This window comes from Thalassospira sp. B30-1 (genome assembly GCF_015767575.1).
GTDB classification, from domain to species: domain Bacteria; phylum Pseudomonadota; class Alphaproteobacteria; order Rhodospirillales; family Thalassospiraceae; genus Thalassospira; species Thalassospira xiamenensis.
The window spans coordinates 4,268,597-4,280,427 of sequence record NZ_CP065232.1 but is presented as its reverse complement, the minus strand read 5'-3'; the positions used below and the strand labels follow the sequence as shown (position 1 = coordinate 4,280,427).

At 54.0% G+C, this 11,831-nt stretch carries 10 protein-coding genes and 1 tRNA gene; 8 read left to right on the top strand and 3 right to left on the bottom strand.

Features of this window, described 5'->3' with window-relative positions; all coding sequences use genetic code 11:
* The first annotated feature begins 1 nt into the window (after window position 1).
* From IT971_RS19955 to IT971_RS19945, 3 genes are all read left to right on the top strand, one after another.
* A complete protein-coding gene (locus IT971_RS19955) occupies window positions 2-1,744 on the top strand; it encodes a hypothetical protein (RefSeq protein WP_063092494.1) in 1,743 nt (580 codons plus the stop codon).
* Between the two features lie 79 nt (window positions 1,745-1,823).
* Complete coding sequence (locus tag IT971_RS19950; RefSeq protein ID WP_231858553.1) at window positions 1,824-3,446, top strand: hypothetical protein; 1,623 nt, start codon at window positions 1,824-1,826, stop codon at window positions 3,444-3,446.
* Between the two features lie 32 nt (window positions 3,447-3,478).
* Window positions 3,479-4,291, top strand: coding sequence for a hypothetical protein (locus IT971_RS19945; RefSeq protein WP_063092495.1), 813 nt, complete (start codon window positions 3,479-3,481; stop codon window positions 4,289-4,291).
* A gap of 114 nt (window positions 4,292-4,405) precedes the next feature.
* On the opposite strand, the gene IT971_RS19940 is transcribed toward IT971_RS19945, so the two are convergent.
* Complete coding sequence (locus tag IT971_RS19940) at window positions 4,406-4,963, bottom strand: DJ-1/PfpI/YhbO family deglycase/protease (RefSeq protein ID WP_063092496.1); 558 nt, start codon at window positions 4,961-4,963, stop codon at window positions 4,406-4,408.
* A 195-nt stretch (window positions 4,964-5,158) separates the two neighbouring features.
* Here IT971_RS19940 and IT971_RS19935 point away from each other — a divergent pair, with 195 nt between their 5' ends.
* Both IT971_RS19935 and IT971_RS19930 read left to right on the top strand, forming a co-directional pair.
* On the top strand, window positions 5,159-5,815 hold the full coding sequence (locus IT971_RS19935) for an NAD(P)-dependent oxidoreductase (protein ID WP_063092497.1): 657 nt from the start codon (window positions 5,159-5,161) through the stop codon (window positions 5,813-5,815).
* A 96-nt stretch (window positions 5,816-5,911) separates the two neighbouring features.
* A complete protein-coding gene (locus IT971_RS19930; protein WP_063092498.1) occupies window positions 5,912-6,445 on the top strand; it encodes an NUDIX hydrolase in 534 nt (177 codons plus the stop codon).
* A 12-nt stretch (window positions 6,446-6,457) separates the two neighbouring features.
* Here IT971_RS19930 and IT971_RS19925 read toward each other — a convergent pair whose 3' ends face one another.
* On the bottom strand, window positions 6,458-8,260 hold the full coding sequence (locus tag IT971_RS19925) for a monovalent cation:proton antiporter-2 (CPA2) family protein (protein WP_063092499.1): 1,803 nt from the start codon (window positions 8,258-8,260) through the stop codon (window positions 6,458-6,460).
* Window positions 8,261-8,433: 173 nt separating this feature from the next.
* Window positions 8,434-8,523 (bottom strand) — tRNA-Ser (locus IT971_RS19920).
* Between the two features lie 333 nt (window positions 8,524-8,856).
* Here IT971_RS19920 and IT971_RS19915 point away from each other — a divergent pair.
* From IT971_RS19915 to IT971_RS19905, 3 genes are all read left to right on the top strand, one after another.
* Window positions 8,857-9,162: a hypothetical protein gene (locus IT971_RS19915; protein ID WP_007088774.1), complete on the top strand. Its 306-nt coding sequence runs from the start codon at window positions 8,857-8,859 to the stop codon at window positions 9,160-9,162.
* 117 nt (window positions 9,163-9,279) lie between these two features.
* The gene (locus IT971_RS19910; RefSeq protein WP_063092500.1) at window positions 9,280-10,263 is read left to right on the top strand and encodes an NADPH:quinone oxidoreductase family protein; all 984 of its coding nucleotides are present in this window, start codon (window positions 9,280-9,282) and stop codon (window positions 10,261-10,263) included.
* A 135-nt stretch (window positions 10,264-10,398) separates the two neighbouring features.
* On the top strand, window positions 10,399-11,664 hold the full coding sequence (locus IT971_RS19905) for a bifunctional 2-polyprenyl-6-hydroxyphenol methylase/3-demethylubiquinol 3-O-methyltransferase UbiG (RefSeq protein WP_063092501.1): 1,266 nt from the start codon (window positions 10,399-10,401) through the stop codon (window positions 11,662-11,664).
* Window positions 11,665-11,831 lie beyond the last annotated feature (167 nt).

The following is an 11,831-nucleotide window of genomic DNA, read 5'->3' as shown; positions in this document are numbered from 1 at the left end:
AATGAGCACACCCTTTGCCAGATTTACGTCGCCCGCCCATCAGGCACCCAAGGATTACAAAAAGCTTGGTATGGAAAACGAACTGTCGGCTTTTGAAACCGATTGGAACAATAATGTTGCCGGTTGGACCGAGATGGCGATCATTGGTGATCCGTGGTCGAACCTGAATGATGCACCACGGGCGGATTACTATAACCCGCTGACCGAGGGATTTGGTGAAGCCGGTGACGCAGTCATCAGTTGGACCCCGTTCCCGAACCGCTTGATCGCCTTTCTGACCCCACCCGAGGCATCCAACAACCCGCAACTGCATCGACCATTGACCATGGATGAGGTCATGAGCCTTGCCGATAGTGGCGAGATCACCGTCGATGGCACGCTTTACAAGCTCTATGATCCGAGCGGTTCGGCTCCGATCCTGAAAATCCCGGCCAAACGGTGTCCGGAAATCGATTGGACCGGGGAATACGTTGATTTCTCGCCATCCGGCCCACGTGGCTGGCTTGATGAATATTGTGAATGGTCGATTACCTATGATGCGTCGGGCAGCAAGATGCAAAGCGTCATGTTTACCTGCGAAAACCCGGCCTATTATCTGACGATGTGGCGGATCAATCCCGAGGCGGTCCTTGGCCTTTATCAGATGTATGTTGATCCGGCGGTCAAGCTTGAAGACCTTTATTTGCGTTACACGGTTGATCAGCCGACCGGTAAAAAAGGCGATCCAGTCATGGATCCGACCACCGGACGTCCGGCCTATGACGTGACCAACAAGTGGAACCGCGGCACGGTGCGGGTTCCCGGCCAGTCGGGCGGGGCGCTGCATCTGACGTCAGGCCCCAATACGCTGAGTGCTGAAATTTACCTTGCCGCGGCGGCAACCATCCAGCGTCCGGATTTAAGCAGCCGCGATCCCCAAAGCCTGATTTGTTGTGCGCAATACGGTCAGAACTATCGCAATTCCGATCCGCATATCGGTTTCATCGCCAACCGGGCTGCGGCACGTTACCGTATTTCACTGACCGATCCGGTCGGGCTTTATATCCAGCAGCCCCAGAACCTTTCGAACTGGAAGGGGCCGAATGGCGAGGATATCAGCCAGTATTGGAAAATCACCCGTGGCACGGCGGGAACCGGTCCGAACAATTCGGACCAGATACTGCATGCGGTGTTTGATATTCCGCCAAGTGCCGGTTTCACGATCAATGACTGCACGATCAATGGTCAGAAGATTGCCCATATTGGCGATATCGCCAACCAGATGAAAATTGCCCTTTCGGCAACGCAGATGACTCCGAACCAACCGTTGCAGTCACCGATGAAATGCGTTTCAAGCCGCAGCAGCGGCAGTATGCAGCCCTGGCCGGTTCAGTTCGTGCCGATTGATCTGTTTTATGGGGAATCTCCGACCGATCTTCCGGCATTGATGGTACCGGGAACGGTGAACAGCTTTGTTCTGATCGTGCAGGGAGCGGATAAAAACACCACGATCGACAACGCGCGGATTGAGTTTTCCAACCCCGGGATCAAGGCCAAAGTGACCAAGTTCCTGCCAGATGCATCGGCGATTCCGGGCCAGACCGACGGTGGCGGTACGCAGGGCTTCATTATGGATCTTGCTGTATCGTCATCGGCAAATCCGGGATCCGTCAGCCTCCGGGTTCTGAACCCGAATGAACCGGCCAATCCATCGGATGCCGATCATCCGTGGGAAAGTGGTTTGGCTGTTATTCCAAGTCATTAACAGGGGCGGGGGGACGCATCCGGGGTGGGGTCAAGGTTGTGATCTGCCCCGGATGCTGTTTGCGACAGAGGGAGCCGTTATGATGAACCGATTACATTTGGGGGCAGGCTGTGTGCTTGCGGGGTTTTGTATCCTGGCGATTGCGGGACTTCTTTGGGTGATTGATGTTCCGGCTGGCAGGGCGGATGAAATCAATATCAGCCGGGTGACGGAAATAGCCCAATCGGCACAGCAATGCCCGGATCAACTGGTTTTCGATCCGACAAGCGGGTCGTTCATGACCAGTGACAATCTGTTCCTGCCAACCCAGCAGGGTAACAATTGTTATGCGTGGCAAATGTTCATCGCGATGAACTGGCCGGTCAGCAGTTCATGGCCGGGAACACCATCGGCCGCAGGTGAGCCAGATCAAAACGTTTCGGTGGAAAATTGGGGGGTACCGGAAAATCCGACCTCACCCTTAACCAGCGTACCGGTCTGGGGCAGTTTCAAGGATGCGCAGGCGATCTTCCTGCCTGATGCGGCCAAGCCGACCGATTGGGGCGTGCCGCAAGCCGTGCCGTCGGGATGTAAAAGTGACAAGATGTTGCTGGGCTATCCGGCTGGTTCGGCAAAGATTTTAACAACGCTTTCAAAAAATGCGGTTAATACTGCCCATCGGTTCCATCTTTCAAGTGGTACGCGTGATACCCAGTCCGACGAGATCATGGAAGCCACCGGCGGATGGCTGACCGATCAGAACGGCAATCTGGTGTTTTTCGAACGTAAGGTCGGCAAGGTCGAGTTCGATTACATCATGAACAATACGCTTTATGACGCTGCCGATCAGATGCGGGTCGCAACCAATGCTGATGGTCGACATCCGGCGGGATTGTCCCTGCCAAGTGGCAAGTTCCTGCGTGTTCCACCGACGGAACCGCAAGGTCAGGATGCGCTTGGAGCGTTCGAGATCAAGGCAGCGTGGCGGGTCCTGACAGGGCAAAGCGACATTTATGACCGGTATCTGACATCGGTTGCATGGCTGAAACGTCCTGATACCGGTGAATGCAGCCAGGAAGTTGTCGGTTTGGTCGGGCTTCATATCATTCACAAGACCGATACATTCCCCGATCTGATCTGGGCAACCTTCGAGCAGGTCGACAATGTGCCCGACGGGCAGGCAACTTTACCGCCCGGCGGATATTCCTTTAACAACCCGAATTGTACCGGACCGGATTGCAAACCCAATCAGCCGCGCATTGACTGTAACGATCAGAACCAGTGCAAGGATCTTTATCCCCGCGATCAGCCCGTACAGGTTACGCGCGAACAGGCCCTAACCAGTGAAATGGATACGCTAAATGCCGGTGTTGCCCAAAAGATCGCATCGCAAACCGGCGGGAAATCGGTGTTTCAGTATTACAAGCTGGTCAATGTGTTGTGGGATGGCAGCCCAAGCCCCCCAGTCATGGAGCCCGGTGCGAATGCATCGATACCGCTGCGCTATGGCACCTTTGAGTCCGAGGGTAATCTGAAAGTCGCCAATACAACCATGGAAACCTACATCCAGGATCAATCCTGCGATTTTTGTCATGCCAATGCGACGATTGCTGGCAGCGATACGCTAGCATCGGATTTCTCATTCATTTTCCGCGATGCCGGATCGGCGAAAAACCCGTCACTGGTGGAAGAGGTAAAACAATTCATGGAGCAGGCACAATGATCGGACCTCTTGTCTTCAGGAAACCGGCGATAATGATCGCGGTTACCGTTACCATGTTTTCTGGTTTGGTGGAGATGGCGAAGGCCCATCCGCCGATGGGTGAAATGAGCCATACCAGTAATGGGGCCGAAGCCGATGCACCGGGCAATCACGGCATGTTTATGGTTGGATCGGAAACGCTGTTTTTGCTGCATATGCCGATGTTCACTCAGGAAAAGCATATGTACCAGATGGTTCTGCGCGCGCATCTGACGGATGATGCGATGGCGCAGTACCGTAAATTGCGCGCAGCCAATCCTGATAAGCCCTATAACCTGATCAATGTCGATGATGACAAATTCACCCTGCCCGATATCAAATCAGGCAGGGTGACCAGCTTTACCGCGACAGTCTATGACGGTTATTCCAATGCAGGCGGCGGGACACCGGGACCGGTATTACTGGATAATGTCGCGGTCGAGATCGAGGATGTCGTTATTTTCCGGCATTTCAATTTCGGGATCGATCAACCGGCCGAGCTTGTCTATTACCTGTTTGGCTATGGGGATGAGGCGCATCTGACGCATTACATCGCCCGGGATCCTGATTTTCAGAATATTCTGACATTGCCGTCGCCGCCCGATGAGTTTTCGCAAACCCAGATCGAAGCGGGACTTGAGCTTGATTTTCCCGGGATGCCAACCCAGCCATTGGGGTGCAGTTCACCGCTGCAAGCCAAGGTTTATGACATCCTGTTTCAGGGGAGAGAAGATGCACCGGTACGCCTTGATCTGAGCCAGGGCCTGCATGATATCTGGTATTCGACCGGCAATCTTCTGAATGCCAAGGATCCGTGCCCGGAATAAGGGGTCGGAATAATGGTCCGGAGTAGGGTGATCGGATTGCTGATGCGCACACGGACGGATGGTTCCCATCCGTCCGTGTGCAGTTGCGGGCAAGGCTGCCTTTCATGCGGCTTGTCAGGCCGCGCGCCTGTGTTTGCCTTCGCTAACTTCCTCGACGATCTTGGAAACAAAGGCATCAAGATCGTTGGGATTGCGCGACGTGATGATGGCCTGATCGCAGACCACCGGTTCGTCGCGCCAGACTGCACCGGCATTTAGCAAGTCGGTTTTGATCGAACTGTATGAGGTTGCTGCGCGCCCGCGCAGGGCACCGGCTTCGACCAGAAGCCATGGGCCGTGGCAAATCGCCGCAACCGGTTTGCCTGACGCGACAAATTCGCGGACCAGACTGACGGATGCCTCGTCATTGCGCAGAAGATCGGGGTTGATCTGACCGCCGGGGATAACCAGCGCGTCGTAATTGTTGATATCGACATCTTTGACTTCGATATCGACCTCGACGGTGTCGCCCCAGTCCTTTTTATCCCAGCTTTTGATCGGGGATGATTTGGGCGATGCTATTTTGACATCTGCCCCATGGGTCGAGAGCTTATCAAGCGGAACGCGCAGTTCCGAACGTTCATAACCGTCGGTAGCGAGAATAAGAATCTTTGCGGTATCAATCGCAGGCATAACGTCTCTCCTTTCATTGATGTCGAGCGTTACACCTCACCAACGGCTGTGATTTCAAAACGTTCCAAAATTTCTTGTGGCAATTTTATGCCCATCTGCATGCTGCGCGGTGACGCCGGGCTTTGTTGACATCACGGGGGCGCAAACTAGTTTTCAGGTAGGTTCGATTTCCGATGCGAAGGATAGAGGCAGGATATGGCACGCATTTTCATTATCGGCGTCACGGGTGGTATCGGGCATCGTCTGGCACCGCTTTTACTGGCAAATGGGCATCAGGTTACGGGCCTGCATCGCAAACCCGAACAGGCCGACAACCTCAGGAATGCGGGGATTACGCCGGTTCTCGGGGATTTGATGGAACTGACGGCAGAAACGCTCGCCCCTTTGATCCGGGGCCACGACATTGTTGTTTTTTCATCCGGGGCGGCAGGAAGCGGCCTTGACCGGACCACGCGGATTGACGGCGACGGACCGGGGCATTTGGTGGCCGCGATGAAGCAGGAAGGCATTTCACGGCTTTATCTTGTTTCTGCCTTCCCCGAAGCCGGGCGCGGCAAAGACCCCAACCCGCGGTTTGAACATTATATGACCGAGAAAAAGCGCGCCGATGCGGATGTTGCGGCATCCGATGCCGATTGGGTGATCCTCCGGCCGGGAACATTGTTGCATGAAGATCAGGATGGGCGCGTGAACGCCGGATTTGCCATCCCTTACGGCACGGTCAAGCGTGGCAACGTTGCGCAGTTTCTGGCCAAATTGATCGAAACCCCGGAAATCCGGCGGGAGATTCTTGAACTGACCGATGGGAGAACGGAGATTTCCGAGGCGGTAAATCGGATCGTCCGTAAATAGGTTGGCTTCGTCTTTATGCTTCCGGGTTTTCGGTTGTTCTGTTGTGGCGGCTTCGGCTAGGGTCGGTAAACCGTCAATTTCAAACACCGGAATATCATGCAGATCGACCTTGCCAGCTTTGTCTCACAGTCTGATCGTGACCTGGAAAATCACATGCGTATCAGTGACTTTATCGCAGGTGAACCCAAGGCATTTGAAAATGATCCGGTAACGTCACATGTCACGGGATCGGCTTTTGTCGTGAATTCGGAACGCAGTCATGTGGTGCTGACCCATCACCGGAAGCTTAAATGCTGGCTTCAGCTTGGCGGGCATTGTGACGGAGTGCGCGACGTATTGTTTGTCGCCCAGCGCGAAGCCTATGAGGAAAGCGGTCTTTCTTGGATACGGCCCTTGTCGTCAGCGATATTTGATATCGATATCCACGAAATTCCCGAAAATGCCAAGGGGCCTGCACATCTGCATTATGACATGCGGTTCCTGTTCGAGGCCGATATGTGCGATCCGCTGAAAATCACCGATGAATCCGAAGATCTGGCATGGGTGGCTTTGGACCGCTTCGAAGATTACACCGATGAGCATTCGGTTCTGGTGATGCGCGACAAGCTTCGGGCTTTTGCCCAAGGTTAACGGACCGGATAATTACAGCCGCGACATTGCCGGGTCATCCTTGTTGGTGCGGGCATCATTGCGGTCAAGCTGATAGCTTTCATGAACCTTTGCCATGCCGGCAATGCGGCCTTCGGCCACTTGGGCGTGCAGCATGTCGATATCACGACGGCGAAATTCATCAGCAATCTGATCAATAACATCATGTTCGGTTTCAAGCATTGAAAGCCCGTGCCGTGCCATGGAAACACCCGTATCAAAGGTTTCGCGATAAAGCTGTTCGACGCCAAGCCCGATTTCCATCAGATCAAGTGCATGGTTGCGGTCATAAACGCGCACCAGCAGTTTCGGTTTGGGAAACAGTTCGCTGATATATTTGGCGGCCTGTGTGGTCGCGTCACGATCATTTATACACAGACAGATCAGATCGGCATTCGCCGCCCCGGCGGTGGCAAGAACATCACTTCTCCGGACATCACCGAAATAGACCTTGTTGCCATAGAGGCTGGCCATCTGAATGCGTTTCGGGTCGTTGTCGATTGCGGTGGCATTGATGCCGCGGGCTGCCATAACACGTGAAATGATCTGTCCGAAACGGCCAAAGCCGACAATGACCACTGATTGCAGTTCAGCTGTTTCAACGCCATCGACATCGGGCTGATCATCCTTGCGAAGCTTGGCCGACAGTTTTTCGGCAATCGCACCGACAAGCGGGGTGGCAGCCATCGAAAGGGTGACGATGGCGGTCAGAAGGTTGGCGCGTGTGGAGCTGATGACCGCAAGCGATGTCGCCAGACTAAACAGGACAAAGGCAAATTCGCCGCCCTGCGGGATGGTGACCGCAGTCCGCCATGCGGTTGCGTGACATTTGCCAAATATCCGGGCCAGTCCATAAACGACGATCCCCTTGATTGCCATCAGACCAGCAACCGATGCCAGGACGATCCCGATATTATCCGCGACAAGCGGCCAGTTGACCGACATGCCGACCGCGATGAAAAACAGACCGAGCAGAATGCCGCGAAACGGTTCGATATCGGTTTCAAGTTGGTGGCGATATTCGGAATCCGCCAACATGACACCGACCAGAAATGCGCCAAGTGCCATAGAAAGCCCGACGGCCTGCATCAAAAGAGCCGCGCCAATCACGAGCAGCAGTGCTGCGGATGTGAAGATTTCCTGCGCGCGGGTCAGGGCGATGATGCGGAAAAACGGATTAAGCAGATATTTCCCAGCCCCGATGACCAACGCAATTGCACCGATGGTTTTGGCGATATAAATCCAGTCGGTACCGGCTTCGTCGCCGTCACTTATCGGGCTGAGCCACGCGACAAGCGCGATTAGTGGTACGATAGCAAGATCCTGAAACAGCAGGATTGAAAAGGCTGTGTTGCCATGGTCGCTGTTAAGCGTGCCCTTTTCTTCAAGGATTTGAAGGGCAAACGCGGTTGAGGACAAGGACAGGGCAAGGGCGGCAATCATCGCCTGCTGCCATGGCCAGTCAAATGCAATCAGGGCGGCGTAAAGAAGGGCGGCGGTGATGGCCACCTGCGCCATCCCCAGCCCGAAAATCTCGCTTTTCATTGCCCACAGGCGTTGGGGGCGCAATTCAAGACCGATAATAAACAGCAGAAGAACAACGCCAAATTCGGCGAAATGCAAAACTTCTTCCGGTTCCGCAATCATGGCAAGGCCAAACGGCCCGATCAGTGCCCCAGCGCACAGATAACCCAGCACGGAACCCAGGCGAAGTTTCTTGAAGATCGGTACTGCAACCACGGCCGCACCGAGGAAAAGAACCGCCGTATGCAGAAAGCCGCCTTCAATTGTCGCCATGTTTTGCCACGTCCCTATGATGATGCAGGTACCTGATTTGTGCCTTACCGTGCAGTTTAGCGGGCAATAAGAAACACGACACACAAAAGTTGTGCGCGCATTTTCGTATTTCACATCGAAGAAGGGAAGTTTTTTGCAGCTTTTGGTATCGCTGCGGCCCGCAGGCTGCAAAGTGGCAGAGAGGAGGGGATTCGAACCCCTGAGGGGCTTACACCCCAACACGCTTTCCAGGCGTGCGCCTTAAACCACTCGGCCACCTCTCCACATGCGATCTTGTATATATCGCGAAAGCGGGCGGACATTAGCCGACCCGATCCCGGTTGACAAGGCAAAATCCCTTACTTTTTGATGTTTGTTCTGGTCACTATCCAAACAGCGAACAAATGCCATTTTTACAATCACTTGACGGATAAAGTTGTAGCAATTTGTCCAATATTTACTTCTTGTTGATTAATCGCCTCTAAGGTTTCAGGCTATGGTTCCAGATGTACCGGGACGATAGGGTGATTCGCAGCAACCTTTATGCTGACGGGGCAAAGCCGTCGGCATGTCTGTGATGATAACGAAAAGTTCAGACCGGGAATTCGGAGACGGCTATGTGGCTTTTCAGAGCGTTGGGATGGATATTGCTGTTTTCCAGTCTTGCTGTACTGGTCGGTGATGGCATTACCTCGCTTCAGACGGGAACGTTCCGCTTTGTCGCGGCAGGGGAGCTCTGGTATCGGTTGGATGCCGGAAGCCTGAACCTGTTGCAGTCCGTGATTCAGCGCTATATCTCGGCCTGGATTTGGGACAATGCGTTTGTGCCCGTGCTATTGGCCCCGGCGTTTGTCATATTGCTGGTGCCCGGAATACTTCTTTTGCTGGTGACGCGAAAACGCAGGCGTCAGAAGTTTTTCTAAGCCGTTCCTGTCTGTATTCCACCGTTTTCAATACCGTATCTGTCTTTCGCTTGTCTGATCGCTGCGTGCACGGCACACTGTGCGTGATCGGGCAGGATCATAGGATGGAAGACAGCGATGAAAGCATGGATATGCGAGGCTTTCGGCGAAGCGCCGATGCTGATCGACTGCGAAGAACCGATCGCACAAGCCCATCAAATCATCATCGATATTGCCGCCTGTGGCGTTAATTTTGCCGATACCCTGATTCTTGAGGGAAAATATCAGAAACGCCCGACTGGTCCGTTTGCGCCGGGGTTTGAAATTGCCGGGACCGTTTCTGCAATTGGGACGGACGTCCAGGGTTTTACCATTGGTGATCGGGTCATGGCCCTGCCTGACTGGGGTGGATATGCCGGTCGGATTTCAGTTGATGCCAGACTGGTGACGGGGTTGCCCGACAATGTTGAATTCAATGTGGCGGCTGCATTCCAGATTGCTTATGGAACGTCATGGTTTGGTTTGAAGTATCGCGCCAATTTGCTGCCGGGTGAAGTGGTTCTGGTTCATGGGGCTGCCGGGGGTGTTGGCCTGACGGCGGTGGAATGCGCCAAACTTCTGGGCGCGACCGTGATCGCAACCGCGGGTGGGGCTGATAAATGTGCCATCGCCAAAGCGCATGGTGCGGATCATGTAATTGACTACAAATCCGAAAGCATACGGGCCCGGGTAAAGGAAATCTGTGCCCGCATCGGGCGAATAGGTGTCGACTTGGTTTATGATCCGGTCGGGGGCGATGTGTTTGATCATAGCCTGCGCTGTGTTGCGCCGGGAGGGCGCATCCTTCTGATCGGATTTGCCAGCGGATCGGTGCCACAAATTCCTGCCAATATCCTTCTGGTCAAGAATGTTGCTGCACTGGGCTTTTATTTCGGGGCTTATCTTGAACAGAACCCCGATATCGCAAAGGCTGGCATGGCCGAGCTTTTGGAGCTGCTGTCGTCTGGGGAAATATCGCCATTGGTGTCTGCGACATATCCGCTGATAAACGCGATGGAGGCACTTGCGGCGCTCCGTAACCGGACGGCAACAGGGAAGCTTGTGATCCGGTGTCGGGAATGAGTGCGTCCCAAGGTGATTATTCTATTAATCAAATCCTTGAAATTTTATAGGATGTTGCCGTCCCTGATAGAATTACTGCTTGCGGGCTTGTTTTCGGGCTTGCCACCGCACCTGTTGATCCATTGGAATTTATAGATGTCCGAAATCCGGAAAAAGCCAGACGCGCCGCAACCGTCCGACAAAACACGGGCGCAATATGAAACATTTCCTTATCCGGCGCGTGACCCGAAAGATGAGGACAAGCGTCTTGTCGTAGGGTCCCCCGGCAATTGGGACGAAGTGGTTCATTTCGTGTTTGGCGGCCGCGATCCATCGGCTGATGGCAAAAAGATAAAAGTTCTTGTTGCCGGGGGCGGCACCGGAGATGCGTTGGTGATGCTCGCGCAGCAGGCGCGTGATCGCAAGGCCAAGGTCGAGATTGTTTATATCGATCTTTCGGAAAGCTCGCGCAAGATCGCTGAGGCCCGGATCAAGCGCCGTAATCTTGAAAAGAGTGTCAAATTCGTTACCGGGTCGTTCGTTGATCTGGCCGGGAAATATGGGCCGTTTGATTATATTGATTGCTGCGGGGTGCTTCATCATCTGCCTGATCCGGACGCCGGTTTAAAGGCGTTGGCAGATGCGCTTAAACCCAGGGGCGGTATGGGTTTGATGGTGTATGGCGAACTTGGCCGGATCGGCGTCTACCATATGCAGGAAATGATGGAACGCCTCTCGGCCGAGGCGGGTGGGCGCAAACGGCTTAACCTTGGCAAGGCATTGTTCGATTCACTGCCGGGTACAAACTGGTTGAAGCGTAACCCGTTTGTGAATGACCATATCCAGGGGGGCGATTCCGGATTTTACGATCTGCTTTTGCATCAGCAGGATCGGGCCTATCGCGTGGACGAGGTTTTTGATTTTGTCGAGAAGGCCGGTTTGCGGCTTCAGCAATTCATTGAACCGATGCGCTATGATCCGACGACCTATTGTTCGCGCCACGACGTTCTGGACAAGGCCGTGCATGTGCCGTTTCGCAAGCGCGCGGCATTGGCTGAATTGATGGCGGGCAATATTACCAAGCATCTGTTTTATGTGGTCAAATCGGATAACAAGATCAAGCCGCCGGTCCCGGATCGTCATGCGGTGCCGTTTTTTGTGCGTATTGACGGAGCTGCTTTGGCCCGCTCTGTCGCGAAGACCGGCCATATCAAGATCAATTTTACGGGATTGTCGGTAACGCGCAGTCTTCCGCCTGCAAGCCCGGGGATTCTGTCACGCATCGATGGCAAACGCACGGTTGGCCAGATTTACGAGCTGTTTGAGCCAAGCCCAGATAAATATGAATTCGATGCCCAGTTCGCAGTGATGTATTCGGTGCTGAACGCCGCGAACCTGATGTATCTGCATCCATCAAAATAATCCGTCTTGCAGATCCGATCAGGCAAAAGAAATGCCGACCATCGGGGGATGGCCGGCAATCAGGGACACAAAACCGTCAATAGCGGGTGCGGGTCTCGGTTTTGCGTGTCGGGAGGCTGAAGACGCTTGTCAGCGCTTCAATAACCTGCAGAGGGAAAGAAAGTGGC